The organism is Acinetobacter sp. ACNIH1 (assembly GCF_002934695.1).
GTDB classification, from domain to species: domain Bacteria; phylum Pseudomonadota; class Gammaproteobacteria; order Pseudomonadales; family Moraxellaceae; genus Acinetobacter; species Acinetobacter variabilis.
Map to the genome: position 1 here is coordinate 1392381 of NZ_CP026420.1, position 17517 is coordinate 1409897.

Annotated in this window: 21 protein-coding genes; 2 read left to right on the plus strand and 19 right to left on the minus strand. The window is 42.2% G+C overall.

Annotation, left to right across the window (positions count from 1 at the left end; all coding sequences use genetic code 11):
- Positions 1-47: 47 nt before the first annotated feature.
- The 6 genes from C3F22_RS06850 to C3F22_RS06875 form a co-directional block, all read right to left on the minus strand.
- Complete coding sequence (locus C3F22_RS06850; protein ID WP_004785842.1) at positions 48-761, minus strand: outer membrane protein OmpK; 714 nt, start codon at positions 759-761, stop codon at positions 48-50.
- Positions 762-882: 121 nt separating this feature from the next.
- On the minus strand, positions 883-2238 hold the full coding sequence (locus tag C3F22_RS06855) for a nucleobase:cation symporter-2 family protein (RefSeq protein WP_004785844.1): 1356 nt from the start codon (positions 2236-2238) through the stop codon (positions 883-885).
- 33 nt (positions 2239-2271) lie between these two features.
- The gene (uraH, locus tag C3F22_RS06860; protein WP_004785846.1) at positions 2272-2592 is read right to left on the minus strand and encodes a hydroxyisourate hydrolase; all 321 of its coding nucleotides are present in this window, start codon (positions 2590-2592) and stop codon (positions 2272-2274) included.
- Entirely contained in the window at positions 2589-3092 is a 504-nt protein-coding gene (gene uraD / locus C3F22_RS06865; RefSeq protein ID WP_004785848.1) for a 2-oxo-4-hydroxy-4-carboxy-5-ureidoimidazoline decarboxylase, read from the minus strand. The genes uraH and uraD overlap by 4 nt, the downstream gene beginning before the upstream one ends.
- 141 nt (positions 3093-3233) lie before the next feature.
- Entirely contained in the window at positions 3234-4199 is a 966-nt protein-coding gene (puuE, locus tag C3F22_RS06870) for an allantoinase PuuE (RefSeq protein WP_004785850.1), read from the minus strand.
- Between the two features lie 125 nt (positions 4200-4324).
- The gene (locus C3F22_RS06875) at positions 4325-4936 is read right to left on the minus strand and encodes a DUF2971 domain-containing protein (RefSeq protein WP_228203580.1); all 612 of its coding nucleotides are present in this window, start codon (positions 4934-4936) and stop codon (positions 4325-4327) included.
- Positions 4937-4977: 41 nt separating this feature from the next.
- Between C3F22_RS06875 and C3F22_RS06880 the strand changes: the two genes are divergently transcribed.
- Positions 4978-5910 (plus strand): IS5-like element IS17 family transposase, encoded by a 933-nt coding sequence (locus tag C3F22_RS06880; RefSeq protein WP_000743268.1) that lies wholly within the window; start codon positions 4978-4980, stop codon positions 5908-5910.
- Between the two features lie 29 nt (positions 5911-5939).
- On the opposite strand, the gene C3F22_RS06885 is transcribed toward C3F22_RS06880, so the two are convergent.
- The 9 genes from C3F22_RS06885 to ureE form a co-directional block, all read right to left on the minus strand.
- Positions 5940-6245, minus strand: coding sequence for a hypothetical protein (locus C3F22_RS06885; protein ID WP_228203581.1), 306 nt, complete (start codon positions 6243-6245; stop codon positions 5940-5942).
- A 108-nt stretch (positions 6246-6353) separates the two neighbouring features.
- Positions 6354-8054 carry an urease subunit alpha gene (ureC, locus tag C3F22_RS06890; protein ID WP_004785855.1) on the minus strand — a complete coding sequence of 567 codons (1701 nt, stop codon included), beginning with the start codon at positions 8052-8054 and terminating at the stop codon, positions 6354-6356.
- 33 nt (positions 8055-8087) lie between these two features.
- Complete coding sequence (locus tag C3F22_RS06895) at positions 8088-8399, minus strand: urease subunit beta (RefSeq protein WP_004785857.1); 312 nt, start codon at positions 8397-8399, stop codon at positions 8088-8090.
- 9 nt (positions 8400-8408) lie between these two features.
- A complete protein-coding gene (gene ureA / locus C3F22_RS06900) occupies positions 8409-8711 on the minus strand; it encodes an urease subunit gamma (RefSeq protein ID WP_004785859.1) in 303 nt (100 codons plus the stop codon).
- Positions 8712-8873: 162 nt separating this feature from the next.
- Complete coding sequence (locus tag C3F22_RS06905) at positions 8874-9749, minus strand: urease accessory protein UreD (protein WP_004785860.1); 876 nt, start codon at positions 9747-9749, stop codon at positions 8874-8876.
- Positions 9750-9792: 43 nt separating this feature from the next.
- Positions 9793-10359 (minus strand): HupE/UreJ family protein, encoded by a 567-nt coding sequence (locus C3F22_RS06910; RefSeq protein ID WP_004785862.1) that lies wholly within the window; start codon positions 10357-10359, stop codon positions 9793-9795.
- Between the two features lie 13 nt (positions 10360-10372).
- Positions 10373-10987 (minus strand): urease accessory protein UreG, encoded by a 615-nt coding sequence (ureG, locus tag C3F22_RS06915; protein ID WP_004785864.1) that lies wholly within the window; start codon positions 10985-10987, stop codon positions 10373-10375.
- Positions 10988-11068: 81 nt separating this feature from the next.
- On the minus strand, positions 11069-11734 hold the full coding sequence (locus tag C3F22_RS06920) for an urease accessory protein UreF (protein ID WP_004785865.1): 666 nt from the start codon (positions 11732-11734) through the stop codon (positions 11069-11071).
- Positions 11721-12203, minus strand: coding sequence for an urease accessory protein UreE (ureE, locus tag C3F22_RS06925; RefSeq protein WP_004785867.1), 483 nt, complete (start codon positions 12201-12203; stop codon positions 11721-11723). The genes C3F22_RS06920 and ureE overlap by 14 nt, the downstream gene beginning before the upstream one ends.
- Before the next feature lie 249 nt (positions 12204-12452).
- On the opposite strand from ureE, the gene C3F22_RS06930 reads away from it, so the two are divergent.
- Positions 12453-13157 (plus strand): phospholipase D family protein, encoded by a 705-nt coding sequence (locus C3F22_RS06930; RefSeq protein WP_004785869.1) that lies wholly within the window; start codon positions 12453-12455, stop codon positions 13155-13157.
- Positions 13158-13244: 87 nt separating this feature from the next.
- Here the strand turns inward: C3F22_RS06930 and urtE are convergent, their stop codons facing one another.
- The 4 genes from urtE to urtB are packed head-to-tail and all read right to left on the minus strand — an operon-like array spanning position 13245 to position 17485.
- A complete protein-coding gene (gene urtE / locus C3F22_RS06935) occupies positions 13245-13943 on the minus strand; it encodes an urea ABC transporter ATP-binding subunit UrtE (protein WP_004785871.1) in 699 nt (232 codons plus the stop codon).
- 11 nt (positions 13944-13954) lie between these two features.
- Positions 13955-14773, minus strand: coding sequence for an urea ABC transporter ATP-binding protein UrtD (urtD, locus tag C3F22_RS06940; RefSeq protein ID WP_004785873.1), 819 nt, complete (start codon positions 14771-14773; stop codon positions 13955-13957).
- Entirely contained in the window at positions 14770-15843 is a 1074-nt protein-coding gene (gene urtC / locus C3F22_RS06945; protein ID WP_004785875.1) for an urea ABC transporter permease subunit UrtC, read from the minus strand. Before urtC ends, urtD begins: the two co-directional genes overlap by 4 nt.
- 4 nt (positions 15844-15847) lie before the next feature.
- Entirely contained in the window at positions 15848-17485 is a 1638-nt protein-coding gene (gene urtB / locus C3F22_RS06950) for an urea ABC transporter permease subunit UrtB (protein ID WP_104426146.1), read from the minus strand.
- Positions 17486-17517: the final 32 nt, after the last annotated feature.

Here is a 17517-nt window from a genome sequence, read left to right on the forward strand (position 1 = left end):
AAAAAGCCCTTATCAATAAGGGCTTTTAAATTTCTTATTTGTTGTATTTAGAAATGATATTTCACTAAAGCACTCACGTTATTTTCATCTGCATCCGGAATACCGTATTTGTTATTCCAAACCGAATGCTCAATACCGAGATATAAATTGGTATCTGGAGAAATGTGCTTGCCAACATTCCATTTCCACTGGGTCGTCCAGTTCATCTCGCTCGCATGATCATCCTCAGCAGTTGACCAGTCCAGGAAGCCATCTACCAGGAATTCTTCAGTACCCAATTTAAATGGTACACCATAGGTCAAGGTGAGCTGATAGTCGTCTTCCATATTTTCGTTATTTACACGATAAAGATTTACGCTGGCATAATTGAATTTTGGAATAGCCAGGTCGAAACCTACACCGTACAGGAAGTTATCAAAACCTTCACCACCTTCCCAAGTCGTTGCCACCAGCACATCTTTCACTGGACCAAATGCCAGCTTTTGGCCTGAAACTTCACCCAGACTTAAACGTGGTGAAAATTCAAAATAACTTGATTTAATATCATCGGAACCACGCATACGGTCAATGAAAAAGAAGACATCTGCATATTTAACTTTTGCAGCGTATTCAACAGTTAGGGTTGCCTGTTTTTCATCTACAACTTCATAGTTTTCCCCATAAAGCCCAGTAACGCTAAAATCCTGCCAGACTGGTTTTGCCTGTGCAGATGCTGCACCTAATGCAAGTAATGTTGCAGCAGCAACTTGAGTAAATTTCATAAATAAGGTTCCCCAATGGAATTAAAAATCTCATTCTGGATTAAGCAAGAACAAAGCCAACTTTTTTAATTTTTGATAAAAAAGCCCATGACTGGCATGGGCATATGGAGGAAATCAAACTTTAATGCAGCGTTTCTGCGACTTTTTCCGGAACCTCTGTTTTTGGCTTAAACATTGGCAGATGATTAAACAGAATGTTTAAAAGGATCGCCATTAAACAGGTTGAACTGATGCCAGAATGGAACAGGGTTTGGAACCATTTAGGGAAATTGGCATAGAAAGAATAGTCAATAATCGGGATCATGCCTGCTGCAATTGAAGTTGCAACAATAATCAGATTTTTCTGCTCGTTATAATCTATTTTCGCCAAGGTGCGGATACCACTCGCAGCCACTGTACCAAATAGCACCAATCCTGCACCGCCAAGTACCGGAACCGGAATTGCGGCGATTAGTCGGCCCATAATTGGAAGTAATCCCAAAACCACTAAAATCATACCGCCAGCAGCGACCACAAAACGGCTTTTAATCCCGGTAATGGCAACCAGCCCGACGTTTTGTGCAAAAGCACTTTGCATGAATGAACCAAAAATCGGTGCAACTGCACTTGAGAACATATCTGCACGCAGACCATTGGAAATACGTTCTGAATCTACTTTGGTTCCAACAATTTCACCTACAGCAATAATATCAGCCGTTGTTTCAGTCATAATCACCAATGTCACAATCAGCATGGAAATGATTGCACTGAGTTCAAAGGTCGGCATGCCAAAAGCAAAGAAACTCGGAAATTGTACCCATGCACCATGGCCGACTTTACTAAAATCGCCAAAACCAAACAGATAAGCCAGCACTGAACCCATTACGATCGCCAATAAAATAGATAAGCGACGAATCGAGGCATTTCTGCTCAAGTTTAGACAGATCACAATAGCCAAGGTCATCACGGCCAGGCTGATATTTTCAACACTTCCCCATTCAGGTGCATTTTTATTACCCCCCATCATCCAGCGAACAGCTACGGGTAAAAGTGATAAACCAATAATAGTAATCACACAGCCGGTCACGGCTGGCGGGAAAAAGCGGATAATTCTAGAAAAATAAGGCGCCAAGAAGAAACCAATTAATGAAGCTACGATGACTGCACCATAAACAGCTGATAGGCCTCCACCTGTGGTTACGATCGCCACCATCGTCGCCACGCCCGCAAAGGAAACGCCTTGTACCAGTGGTAATTTGGCTCCGATATATTTCACTCCAATGGTTTGTAAAATCGTAGCCAGACCGCCAACAAACAATGCAGCCGCAATCAATAAACCGATTTGTGTAGCTTCCAAACCTGCGCCAGTACCCACGATGAGTGGTGGTGCGATAATACCGCCGTACATGGTCAATACATGTTGCAAGCCATAAGCTGCACTTTTGCCTGCACCCAGATATTCATGTTCAGGTGAAATGTTTGTGCTTTGTTCTGTCATTCTTTCTCTCTCCCTCAAAGCTTAAATAAAAAATCAGCTTCCGCGATATGTGGAGTACGCGAATGGGCTGATCAGTAAAGGAATATGAAAGTGCTGAGAGGCATCTTTCACCTGAAAATGAATGACTGCTTTAGGAAAGAAAGTTTCCAGACCTAAGCCTTCAAAATAATCAGAAGTAGCAAATTCAAGACTGTATTCACCTTCCTCAAATTCGGTTAAACCAAAATCGGTGACTCGACCATCTGCATTGGTAAATGCCTTTCCGAGTAATGCACCTTCTTCATCAAAAAGTTTGATCAACACATGTGATGCAGGTTTGCCGAGATGCGTATCTAAAATATGAGTGCTGATCATGCTTGCAGCTCCTGTGACAGTCTTAATAAAGCGATTTCCGCCAGTTGCGTATGGACAATACCTTTTTCGGTTTCTGGATCATTTGCTAAACGATCTTTCAAGGCATTCAGCACTTCCTGGCTATTTAGACCAGCCGCTTTAATCAGGAAGATATAGCCATATTTTTTTTCATAAGCGATATTGCCTTCTAGCAAAGCTTGCTGAGTTGCTTCGTCCTGAGTTATCGCAGCCTGTTCACGATTGGAAAAGTTTTTTTCAACTTCGCTTAATTCAGCCTGTGCCTTTTTTTCACCAATACGTGGATGATTATCCAAAGCTGCTTTGATTTCGTCCCAGGTCCAAGTTGCAGCCTGTTGTCTGGCTATATTCAATACATCTTCAACAGCTGCATAAGGACGCTTTGCTTCAATCTGGGTCGACCAGCTCGGTATTTGCACACAGTGCTTTAAAAAGATAATGGCCTCTTCTGGAGATGCCTGATTAAATTCAACGAGTTGCACTATTAAATCGCCTGATGATATTCATTTTTTGTTCAGTACAGGTTTTGCAATATCAGTGCCAAATCTTCTTAATCTTGTGTTTTTATATGATTTATAAAGCAAAAAAGAGAACTCAAGGTTCTCTTTTTTAATATATTTTTCTCATTTTGGTGCGTGATATTTATACCAATGTGCTGCTATATCGCCCCGTCGGCAAATCCAGACTTTTTCATAACCTTGAATATAATCGAGGAACTTTTGTAGGGCTTTAAAGCGTCCCGGCCGCCCTAAAATACGACAATGCATCCCGATCGATAGCATTTTTGGTTCAGTTTCACCTTCAGCATAGAGTACATCAAAGGCATCTTTTAAATATTGATAGAATTGTTCCCCGCTATTAAAGCCGCCCGGTGAACTAAATTTCATATCATTGCTTTCTAAAGTATAGGGGATGATCAAATGAGGGCGTGTTTCACCTGCCTGATTGGTCAATGTGCTCCAAAATGGCAAGTCATCTCCGTAGTTGTCGCAGTCATATTGAATCTGAGGAAAGTCAGCCAGCAATTGACGGGTATTTGGACTATCCCGACCGGTATACCAGCCAATCGGTGCTTTGCCGAACAGGGTTTCCAATACGCTAATCGCCTGATCCATGTATTGACGTTCAAGTTCAATCGGCATGTCCTGATAATGCACCCAGCGCTGACCATGTGACACTACATCATAATTGGCTTCTTTAATCGCTTCGACTATATAAGGATTGCGGATTAAAGCCATCCCAACCCCAAAAATAGTCATCGGCAGATTACGCTTTTTAAACTCATTGTGAATCCGCCAGAAACCTGCACGTGAGCCATATTCATACATAGAATCCATCGACATGTGTTTGTCTGGAAAGCTGGCTGCGCCAATAATGTCGGATAAAAACTGTTCTGAACCGGCATCACCATGTTCAATGTGGTTTTCACCACCTTCTTCATAATTCAGTACAAACTGAACTGCGACACGGGCCTGATTAGGCCATTCTACTTTTGGTACATCGCCATGATAGCCAATCAAATCACGTGAATAAGGCTGGTTTCGAATTTGATCTATGAGTTCTTGTCCGCGTAGATATGTGCTGGTCACGTTTAATCCCTGATGTGTTATATCAAACAGTAAAATTGAATAATCGTGACAAGCAATTTATGCGCCATAATAGAACATCTATGAAATTTAAAAATATTCCTAATATTTCTTATCATTCCACAAGTTTAATTAGATAAAAATGCTGCTAAAGTTTTAGTATTTTTATCTAGAATTGGGTGATTAGGAACAGTGATTTTAAAACTATTAGGTTTTAGAACAGCCTCATAAACTTTAATATCTTGTTGGTAGTATTTATTAAAATAATTAATTGATTCAATTAAAGCCATTTTATTTGGGTCATGATTAGTGAGCTTTGCCCCCAAAATCACTGAAGATATATAAGTTGCAGGAATTTCTTTTAACAGTGAATTAAAATTACTAGAATCATAATCATGTGCTAATGTTCTAAATTCATTTTCATATGACCAATCCGTTGATTTTATTAAATATTGATTCGCAACGAAATTCAGCAATTTTGCTCCATTTGCTACATCAAACATTGCTAATGGATTTGATATATCTAAAGGAATTTTTGGAAATTCATTCTGATATTTTACAGCTTGGACATTAAATACCTCATGTACCATAGCTTTAGGATTAGGATGTGGGATTTTAAATTCAACTAAAAAACCTTTATGGCTTTGAGCATAATGAGACCACATAAGCATATTTAATGGATTATTATTAAAACAAGTTACACTCAGCTTTGCTTTTATAGCTGTAGGGCTTTGTTGCACAAACCTATCTGTAAAGGCTTTTTCAGCGATATAATTTTCAAATGAAGAAGCCTACACACAAAATCTACCGCACAACCAATTGGCCCGCATATAACCGAGCACTCATGAGTCGCGGAAATATTGCCATTTGGTTTGATCCTGCTACGCAATGGTATGCGCCATCAAAAGGCAAACAAGGGCGAAATCAAACCTACTCCGACGCAGCTATCCAATGCTGCTTAATGATTAAATCCTTATTCCGTCTATCTTTACGTATAGTCACTGGCTTTGTGCAAAGTCTGATTAAACTTTGCGGATTAAATTGGACCGCACCAGATTACAGTACGCTTTGTAGAAGACAAAAGCATATTGATATTGCAATCAGCTACCAAAAAAGTAGCGATGGGCTGCATCTACTCGTAGACTCTACAGGCATGAAGTTTCTAGGTGAGGGCGAATGGAAACGCAAGAAACATGGAGCTGAATATCGTCGCCAATGGCGTAAACTACATATTGGTATAGATGCCAAAACCCTACAAATACGCGCTATTCAGCTCACAACCAATAATGTCAGTGATTCACAGGTGCTTGGTGATTTACTTAATCAGATTCCACAAGATGAGCAGATTGACTCTGTTTATACCGATGGAGCTTATGACACCAAGCAATGCCGTCAGGTCATTGCAGATCGGCAAGCACATGCGGTGATTCCACCTAGAAAAAATGCGAAACCATGGAAAGATACAAAGAGTAGCTCGCTAGAGCGAAATGAATTACTTCGAACAGTTAAACGTTTAGGCAGGACATTATGGAAAAAATGGTCAGGCTATCATCGCCGCAGTTTGGTGGAAACCAAGATGCATTGCATCAAATTATTAGGCGATAAATTAATGGCAAGAAGCTTTCCTAGTCAGGTGAATGAAATTCATGCACGTGTAGCAGTCCTCAACAGATTTACGGAATTAGGTCGACCACTTACCCAAGTTACGCCTTAAATTTGGCTCAATTAGGGGCGCTTTGCATTTCAAATCTTTGTGCAACAAAGCCTAGCTGTAGAGAAATGTTGATGTAGAATTTCTTTAACATCATTCGGCGCATTATTGAATTCAATAGATGCCATACAATCATATGGATCATTAAAATTATCAGGATGGGTAAACTTTAATTGAAGTTTTTTAAATAAATTTAACACTTGAAGCTTTGGATCAAAGCTTAAATGCTTATAGAGATAATAATACTGATCATCACATTTAATATTTTCAAATTGCCTTAAATAATCTGGTCTTGAGACTTCTTGCATAAGTACATGTAAAATTTTTTCTAAGTTCATAATAAAATCATTTTTTTTAGTCTTGATAAATTAACACTAAAGATTAAATTATATAACTCAAATATACTTTGAAAAAAATCCCTCTTTTGAGAGGGATTTTAGAAGCAATTAAAACAAAAAGTACCGCTGCGCCATCGGCAACACTTCTGCTGGCTCACAGGTCAGATGCACACCATCGGCACGAACTTCATAAGTTTCTGGATGCACCTCCATTACAGGGCAATAACTATTATGTTTCATGTCCTGTTTGGTGACCTGGCGTGTCGCCTTACATGGTGAAATCAACTTTTTCAGACCTAATTTTTCATGTACGCCATCATCAATTGCAACTTGTGAGAGGAATGTAATACAGGTGTTATGTACCCCGCGCGGATAAGCCCCAAACATCGGACGATAATGCACAGGCTGTGGCGTTGGAATAGAAGCATTAATATCACCCATTGGCGCTGCTGCAATCATCCCGCCTTTAATAATCATAGATGGTTTTACTCCAAAAAATGCAGGCTTCCACAATACCAAATCAGCTAACTTACCTTCTTCAACAGAGCCAATTTCATGGCTTAAACCGTGAGTAATTGCAGGATTAATCGTATATTTGGCGATATAACGTTTAACCCGGTTATTGTCTTTATAGGCAGTATCACCTTCCAAAGGCCCACGTTGCACTTTCATTTTGTGCGCCGTTTGCCAAGTCCGTAAAATTACTTCACCGACACGGCCCATCGCCTGAGAGTCAGAAGACATCATGGCAATTGCGCCCATGTCCTGCAATATATCTTCTGCAGCAATGGTTTCGCGACGAATACGGCTTTCTGCAAAGGCCACATCTTCTGCAATCGCTGGATCTAGATGATGACAAACCATCAACATGTCCAGATGTTCATCAATGGTATTTACCGTATATGGACGGGTTGGATTGGTTGAAGATGGTAATACATTCGGTTGACCAATGGCTTTTAGAATATCAGGAGCATGTCCGCCACCTGCACCTTCAGTATGATAGGTATGAATGGTTCGGTTTTTAAAAGCTGCCAAAGTTTCTTCCAGAAAGCCACTTTCGTTTAGTGTGTCAGTATGAATAGCAACCTGCACATCGTACTGATCGGCCACAGTCAGACAGTTATCAATCGCTGCTGGTGTCGAGCCCCAATCTTCATGCAGTTTTAATCCAACTACACCAGCTTTAATTTGTTCTGCAATTGGCTCTGGCTGGCTTAAATTGCCTTTACCTAATAAACCAATATTCATCGGTAAATCATCAATCACTTGCAACATGGTGGCAATATGCCAAGGCCCTGGAGTCACGGTTGTCGCAGAAGTTCCAGCTGCCGGACCCGTACCGCCACCGACCATTGTGGTTGTGCCAGACATCAGTGCCGTTTCAACTTGCTGCGGGCAGATCCAGTGAATATGGGTATCAATTCCGCCAGCTGTTAATATTTGTCCTTCACCAGCAATGACTTCAGTTGCAGCACCCAATGGAATGGTAATATTTGGCTGGATATCCGGGTTACCGGCTTTACCGATTTTCCAGATTCGGCCATTTTTTAAGCCCACATCGGCCTTTACAATACCCCACCAGTCAACAATCAGTGCATTTGTAATGACAGTGTCAGCTACTTCGGATGACAAAAGTTGTGATTGACCCATACCATCACGAATGACCTTGCCGCCACCAAATTTAACTTCTTCACCATAAGTGGTGAAATCCTGTTCGACTTCAATGAATAATTCAGTATCAGCTAGACGAACACGATCTCCTACAGTTGGTCCAAACATTTCGGCATAAGCACGACGTGACATTTTCATGATTTATAAACCTTTATAATTCTGCTGCAATTTTTATGAATCGAGCTTGCCCATGATCCGCCCGGCGAAGCCATAAACTTCACGTTTACCTGCTAATGCAACCAATTCCACATCGCGTTTTTGTCCTGGCTCAAAACGAATCGCCGTACCAGCAGCAATATTTAAGCGAAAGCCTTTGGCCAATTCACGGTCAAACTGCAAGGCATCATTCGCTTCAGCAAAGTGAAAGTGTGATCCTACCTGAATCGGTCGATCACCAATATTAGCAACAGTCACTTTCAAGATTTCCCGACCGACATTCATTTCAATATCGCTCTCAGGTGTAAAAATTTCCCCTGGAATCATATGCTGCTCCTATACGATCGGTTGATGGACAGTGACTAGCTTTGATCCATCTGGAAAAGTTGCCTCGACCTGCACTTCTGCAATCATTTCCGGAATGCCTTCCATGACATCATCACGTGTCAATAAGGTCGTACCGTAATGCATTAATTCACTGACCGTCATGCCATCACGCGCACCTTCAAGCAATGCCGCAGAAATATAGGCAATGGCTTCCGGATAGTTCAACTTTAAACCTCGGGCTTTACGACGCTCTGCCACCAGACCCGCAGTAAAAATCAGCAGTTTATCTTTTTCTGTAGGGTTGAGTTCCATAACTGGTTCCTCATTGATATATATGTATTTCTAAGCAAAATATGTGCAAGATTCGATATTTGGTGTTCTCTCTCCCTTTGGGAGGGAGTTAGAGGGAGGGTTTTAATAAATGTTTAATCACCTCTCCCTAACCCTCTCCTATAATGAGAGGGAATTAAAGGATTACGTCCGCCAAATTCTCGGAAATGCTTCATCCAGATCGAACCAATATCGTCTTAAACGGGCGCGAATCGCGGCAAAGCCATCATGGCATTGACGAACATCATCTCCCAGAAAACGGGCGCTGATTACATCGCCAAGCAAGGTCAAGGTAACCGGTACGTCCATCCGCATAATGAGCTCACGAATTAAATCGAGATGTTGTTCCAGATAAAAACTCGCACGGTATTTTTCAGGCGGTACAGCCCAGAAGCTGCCCATCACCGCATGTCCATTCATACCTAGACACGAACTGAGCCAACGGTCATTACCTTTAAAATTCAAAGTATCTACGACCAGCAATTTGTCTTTGCGCCAAAGTTGAAAACGGTTTTGATAAGCCCCCTGTACAAACTGCTCATCTCGTGCCTGACGGCCGATCACCAGCATATCCCAACCAATAAAACTGGCTGCTGTATCTAAGTGGACGATTGTTTCGGAACTGGCATTAGCCCCATCAAATAGCATAGTTTCTTGAGGTAGCCATTCAAAAATGGCATTGTCATTTAAACGGATATGAATGTGCTGAAAAGCCTGCTTGCCATTGGTTCTGTACCATTTACCCGCACCCGGTGTTGTGACCAAAGCATGGGCATTGGCATCCACCTGCATATCAAAAGTGAGATGATCCCCACCGGCAATCCCTGCTGGCGGATGCACGATAATGGCATGACAGATTCCGTTAGATTCAGGCCATAACATTTTCTGGATGCGTACCGGACCATGATGCTTGCGGTGCTGCAAAATGGTTCGCGTAGTCTGTTGCTGCGCCTGAAATCCCATTTCCAGACGTGCATACCATAAGTTCTGCTGTGTGCTTTTTTCTGCCAGTTCATGCATCAACAAATCAACTCAATTTCATCTGAAAATGATTTTCCAGGCATTAAGCTAGGCCAATGACAGCAACAACTGCAGCTAGACCACCAACGATCTGCTTGCCATAAGGCACATATTTTTTTACGAATGCACCCAGAGCCAAGCCTGCGCCATAAATCAAAGCCATTGCTAAAACCATGCCAATAATTAATAGGGATACATGTCCGCCTTGTCCCAATTCACTTCCATGCGCCACGCCGTGGAAGCTGGCCAATAAGATTGCAGCGACAGGCAAAACCTTATTCGATTTAGTCCACAGCGCAACAGCTAAAATGACCAGTGAAGCGATGATGCCTGACTCAGCCAGTGAAGTTGAAAGCAGACCCTTGCTACCGAGCACAAAGCCTGCAACCATCGCTACTGCCAGACCGATGAGACCCGAAATTTTCCAGCGTTGATTTGCAGTCCACATCAATACACCAAAGGCAATCGCCATCATCAGGTGATCTAAACCGGTAAAAGGATGGACAAAGCCAGACCAGAATCCACTGTGATGGTCATGTCCCGCGTGAGCCATTGCCAACATAGGTAAAGCAGCAATACCTGCGACCAGTAACTGTTTGAATAGACGCATGATGAATTTCCCCTTAAGACTTAAATAAACCTTGTTTTTCAATAAAGCTGATAATCTCGTTCAAGCCATCTTGTGTTTTCATATTAGAAAATAAAAATGGTTTATCGCCACGCATCCGCTTCGCATCCTGATCCATCACCTCGAGGCTGGCACCGACCATTGGCGCCAAATCCGTTTTATTGATAATCAGCAGATCCGACTTGGTAATACCGGGACCGCCTTTACGTGGAATTTTCTCGCCACCGGCAACATCGATCACGTATAAAGTGAGATCAGATAATTCCGGGCTAAAGGTTGCCGCAAGGTTATCGCCACCACTTTCAATAATGATCAGCTCCAGCCCATCAAACTTTTCACACAAATCATCAATCGCAGCCAAGTTAATGGACGCATCTTCACGAATCGCAGTATGTGGGCAGCCGCCTGTTTCTACACCGACAATGCGGTCAGGCGACATCGCTTCATGCCGGGTTAAAAAGTTCGAGTCTTCTTTGGTGTAGATGTCATTGGTCACCACTGCCATATTGTATTTTTCACGCAGTGCAAGACATAAATTCAGGGTTAAAGCAGTTTTACCTGATCCAACCGGACCACCAATTCCAACGCGTAATGGACTACGTTCTGACATGTTGATTTCCTTTATTACATTTTCTGGGCATCAGTTTTAATGATGCTTTTCAAATTTTTTACTGCTGTTCTAATCTGAAAACTAAGACCGGAATAAGCGTGAATACTGGGTTTCGTGCGACATACTCAACATGGCATATTGCGGTAATGCGCTGCTGATTTCATGATCGTCCAAAGCTAGTGCTGCCTGTACAGCTTCAGGAATTTCCTGATGTAATTGCCAAATAATCCGCTGCCCACTCATTTGCCCGAGTGGGATGGTTTTTACTGCTGCCAGCACCTGATTTTCCAAAACTGTAAAGCTATAAGCAGTTAATACATCTGCAAGATCTAAACCCAGTTCACCACATAAATGTGCATACACCGGCACAAACCCTAATTGCTTTTTTACGCTCGGGGACTGTTTTAAAACATCTCTAATCCATGCATTCAAGGAAAATGCCAACTGCTGAGATTCAGCCAGTAATTCTTTGGATTCTCGGCTGGCTCGATACAGTTCTGCCCAATACTGAAACTGTTCTGCATCATCAAAAGTCTCTACCAGACGCTTGAGTACTGGAAGCTCAAAACGCACCAGCAGCATTTCCAATACTTCCTGGAAGTAGCTCACACAAGAGGCTTCATCATGTACCATGCCTTTTTCAATCGCACTTTCCACCCCTTGCGAATAACAGTACGCTCCAATCGGCAATGCCGTTGAAGATAGAGTCAGCAAGCTGAGTAGCTGAGATGCATTAGTGATGGACATGATGTAAAGCCTTGATTGGGCTTAAACGGTGGTCATGCTGATGCTGTGCATAAGCACCGCTTTCTGGTTCAAATGGGTGCATGACTTCCTGAACTTCAAGGCCTAAACCCTGCACCATTTCAGCCAGTACATGATCCGGTTCAAAGTACAATGCAGTAGGTGTTAACATGAGAGGAACATGACGGTTCCCTAGGTGATAGGCTGCTTTTAATAAGTCAAAGCTATTGTTTGTAGTCACCTGCATCAATTTTTCAGGTTTCGCATCGACCCGAAGAATGTCACCCTGTGCAGTTGCTATAAAAGAACCACTACGCAAGATTCCAGTACGTGGTAAATCTGCACCAATATCGACACCATTTTTTAAAGTTGCACGAAAACGGCTCTTTTGTCGTGTATCGAATGTGAGTTCAAGAGACTCAAAATCACTTTCTGGTGCAATGTTTTCCAAACGTTGCGTATAAATTTTCATAACTACCCTACTGATGCTGATAAATCCTGTATTTGTTCCAAATTGAAACCAAATATTTTTTAGCATTTAAAATTTGCATCAAAATAAAGCAGTTATCGTGCCAACTTGGTTTGTTAGAAGATCTAAAATTGAATGAAAGATAAAATCTCAAATTTTTTTGTTGAGCTAATCCGTAAGTTAAATTATTTTCTTGATTCAAAAATTTAAGCTAATATCTCTACAATGATTAAATAAGAATATGAGAAATAAATGGCAAAATTTTTAAACACAAGCGGAACAAATTTCTTTCTAGAAGAACTTATTAAAAATGCCAAAGAGCGTTTAATTTTAATTAGTCCATATTTGCGTCTCAATGATCGTATTAAAGAGCTATTGGAAGACAAAGATCGGCTAAAAATTGATATCCGTATTGTTTACGGTAAAAGTGATCTGCATCCTGATGAAATTAAATGGATGCAAAAGCTGGATTATGTGCGTCTAAGTTTTTGTAAAAATCTACATGCAAAATGCTATTTGAATGAATCAGAGTGCATCATTTCAAGCCTGAATCTCTATGAATTTAGCCAAGTGAATAACAATGAAATGGGGATTCTAATCCGCAAGTACGAAGATAATGATGTATTTAAAGAAGCTTATGAAGAAGCACAACGGATTATTCGAATTAGTGATGAAGTCCGTATTACTTTAGATGAGGTAAAAGCAGAGACCATCCCAACTGAAGAGAATAAATCAGAAGAAAATACAGCGTTCACGAAGCTGACCACAGCGAAGCTTGCAGCAAAACTAGGCTTAAAAACAGCAGACACTTTTGAGAAATTGATTGCCAAAGGTTATCTAACACTCAATGAAAATGGAAAGCATTTTTTAACAGATGAAGGTAAATCTGCAGGTGGAGAATTCCGAACTGGACAATATGGCATGTATTTTTTATGGAGTGAGAATACAGAGATTTAATTATATTTATAAATCCCTCCAAACCTCCCTTTTATAAAGAGAGGCGTCTTTCCCTCTCCCTTTGGGAGAGGGTCAGGGAGAGGGAGTTTAAATCGCCACCAGATCCCGAATCCCTTTTTCCGGCATTTCACTTCCAACACCCTGAGCAATCACTTGTCCACGTGCCATAACGGTATAACCATCTGCCAGTTCTTCAGCAAAGTCATAGAACTGTTCTACCAGAACAATCGCCATTTCACCGCCATCAGCCAGTTTACGAATTACCCGACCAATATCTTTAATGATAGATGGCTGAATCCCCTCAGTCGGTTCATCCAAAATGAGCACACGCGGTTCAGATGCCAATGCGCGGGCAATCGCCAGTTGTTGTTGCTGGCCACCGGATAAGTCACCACCGCGTCGATATTTCATTTCCTCTAATACCGGAAAAATCTCATAGAGATGTTCCGGTACTTTACGAGTTTTGGTTCCTTTAAATTTCGCCATGCCAATCAGAATATTTTCTTCAACGGTTAAAGTCGAAAAGATATCCCGACCTTGTGGCACATAGGCCAAACCTGCCCGAACGCGCTGTTCAGGACTCAGTTTGGCAATATCTTTGCCATCTAAAAGAATCAGACCTGATTTGATGGGCAAAATCCCCATCAGACATTTAAGTAGTGTCGTTTTACCAACGCCGTTACGACCCAGAACCACTGAGCACTCACCGACAGGCGCATTGAAAGACACATCACGTAAAATGTGACTACCGCCATAAAACTGATTTATGTCTTTAACTTCTAGCATCAGTCAGCCCCTTAACGCCCAAGATACTTTTCAATAACATCTTCACTGGCCTGTACTTCTGCCAATGTACCTTCAGCCAGAATCGCCCCTTGTGCCAGCACCGTGACTTTCTCACTAATAGTATCGATGAAGCTCATATCGTGTTCGACGACTACCAGGGTATGATTCTTTTTCAGTTCCAGACACAGTTCAGCAGTCCGTTCAGTTTCAGCATCAGTCATCCCTGCCACTGGTTCATCCAGTAAAATCAGTTTTGGACGTTGCATCAGCAGCATGCCAATTTCCAACCATTGTTTCTGGCCGTGAGATAAAAGCCCTGCAGGTTTGTGAATAAATTCCTGCAAGCGGATCTGCTGTAAAGATTCATCCAAGGCATTTTGTGCATCCGGATCGAGCTTGCTGAAAAAGCTTTTTTTCACCCGTTTATCTTTAGGTGCAGCCAAGAGCAGATTTTCCATCACGGTAAAATTTTCAAACACTGTCGGTTTCTGGAATTTACGCCCGATGCCAGCTTCGGCAATTTCTTCAGTACTCATTTTCGCCAGATTATAGGTCTGGCCAAAAAATGCAGAACCTTCAGTAGGACGGGTTTTCCCAGTAATGACATCCATCAATGTGGTTTTACCCGCGCCGTTTGGCCCAATGATGCAGCGCAATTCACCTTCTTCGATATACAGCGATAAATCATTTAAGGCACGGAAAGCATCAAACCAGACACTGACTTTTTCCAGATAAAGTGCGATCCCATGGCTAAAATCTGGCCCTTGCTCTTTTGGTCGGCCATAGCCTTCAGAAGCATGGCCGCCATGAGGTTGTAAAATTTCACTCATTCGCTACGCTCCTTTTTAAAACGGTCGAATAAACCAATCAAACCTTTAGGCAGGAAGATGGTGACCACAATAAATAATGCCCCCAGAATTAGTAACCATGCTTCCGGATAAGCGACAGTAAAATAAGTTTTTACTGCATTAATTAAGCCTGCACCCAGAATCGGCCCAATCAAGGTACCTCGACCACCAGCCGCTACCCAGACTGCCATTTCAATCGAGTTCACTGGATTCATTTCGCTTGGGTTAATAATCCCGGCTTGTGGTACATACAGTGCACCAGCGATACCTGCAATCACAGCAGATAATACCCAGGCTGAAAGCTTGTACCATAAGGTGCGGTAACCCAAATATTGCAGACGATTTTCACTATCACGAATTGCGCCAAGCACACGACCATAAGGTTTATTCATTAAATGGCGTAGACCAACAAAGCACAGCAATAACACCAGAGCCGTGATAAAACATAGGCTAGCACGCATTGGTGCTGAGGTAATGTCCATGCCTAAAATGGTTTTGAAACCGGTAAATCCGTTATTCCCGCCAAAGCCTGTTTCATTACGGAAGAATAAAAGCGCTGCCGCAAAGGTCATCGCCTGAGTAATAATCGAAAAGTAAACGCCTTTGATTTTGGAGCGGAAAGCGAAGAAGCCGAAAATAAAAGCAATCAGTCCTGGTATCAGAACCACAAGTATCATGGCCCACCAGAAATGATTGGTCCCCACCCAAAACCAGGGTAACTCAGTCCAGCTCAAAAAACGCATAAAGTCAGGCAAGCCATCGCCTGCTGATTGACGCATTAAGTACATGCCAAAGGCATACCCCCCCAAGGCAAAATACAGGCCATGACCTAAACTTAAAATACCGGCATAGCCCCAGACCAGATCAAGCGCCAACGCCACCAACGCTAGGCACATGATCTTGCCGATCAAAGTGACCCAATAAGCAGACAGATGCAGGCTCGAATCTGCTGGCAATAAATGCAGCCATGGCAAGGCCAGTAAAATAACAAAACAGATCGCAATTGCGAGTGTGCTATAAGGTTTATCTGAAAGTAATGATGTGATTTTCATAGGCTTACTCCACAAAGCGTCCTTTAATGGCAAACAAACCTTGTGGACGTTTCTGAATAAACAAAATCACAAGAACCAAGAGAATAATTTTCGCCAATACTGCACTCATACCAATTTCCAGTACGGTACCACTGACACCTAGTCCCAAAGCGGCAAGAACTGCACCCCATACTTGACCAACCCCACCGACAACAACCACAAGGAAAGCATCAATAATATAGTTCTGGCCCAAATCTGGCCCCACATTACCCACTTGCGCCAAGGCACAACCGGCAAGACCGGCAAGACCTGAACCTAGACCAAATGCCATCATGTCAATTCGGCTGGATCGTATACCGACAGCACGAGCCATCTGACGATTTTGCGTTACGGCACGGACAAATAAACCAAAACGGGTTTTATTGAGTAGATAAACCAGCAACAGTAAGACACCAATAGTAAAGACAATAATTGCGATACGGTTATAAGGTAGCATCAGGCTTGGAGTAATCGAGATCCCGCCTGAAAGCCATGAAATATTGGACACTTCGACATTTTGTGCACCAAAGATCATCCGCACCACTTGCATCAGGATCAGGCTCACGCCAAAGGTTGCCAATAAGGTTTCCAGTTGACGGCCATATAAAGGACGAATCACGCTACGTTCGATCAGCATGCCAATCGCTGCGCTGACAATAAATGCCGCAGGAATCGCTGCAATCAGATACCAATCTACCCAACCACTAAAATGGGATTTAAAGAAACTTTGCACTACATAAGTGGTATAAGCCCCGATCATGATCAGCTCGCCATGCGCCATATTAATGACACCGAGCAAGCCATATGTAATGGCTAATCCTAAAGCCGCAAGCAATAAAATACTGGCAGTACTTAAACCGGAAAATACATGTCCAGCCCATTCACTGGCCTGAATTCGAGTTTTGATACTGCTTCTGGCATCGACCAGCGCTGCTTTTAAATCGGGATGCAGATTTGGCTGAGCCAGTTCATTTTCAACCAGTGCAAGAACGTCTGGTCTATTGGAGTCTTTTAAAACTTCTGCCGCTTCTATTTTGGTCAGCACATCTTCAGACTGATAATCCAGACGTGCTTTTAACTGGGCAAAACGTGATTTAACCGTATTATTTTTTTCATTTAAATACATCTGATTGATAGCTTGAGCATCAAGTTCAGACAAGTTACTTTCCAGAATATCAATCGCCTCAAGTCGCTGAGAGGCTTCGTCTGAATTTAATTTCTTTTTTGCTAAACCGAAGGTCAGTGCTTTATGTAAGGTATTTACCAACGTAATTTGCGTTACATCAGATGGCCAGGTTTCAACGGCTTTTTTATCCGGATAGCTGACCAATTTGTCTTCTGCTTCCAGAATATAAGTATTGCCTGCACTGTCAGTATAAAGCTGATCTTTTTCAACAAATTCTGCCAGCTGATCAAGTTGTTCAACACTGGCTGGCCACTGATTTAATAAAGCACGACGAGTGGCAAAGTCCCCACGAACAAACTGCTGAATGGCATCAAGTGACTGTTGAGATGATTGTGATACGGTTGTTTCGCTAGATTGAGTTTCCGCATGCACCATATTGAGACATAAACACTGACTCAAAATTAAAAAAATGGCCGCGAGATTTAGGCGAGTGGACATGAGTGCCCTCCCTATTTATATATTTAACGCTA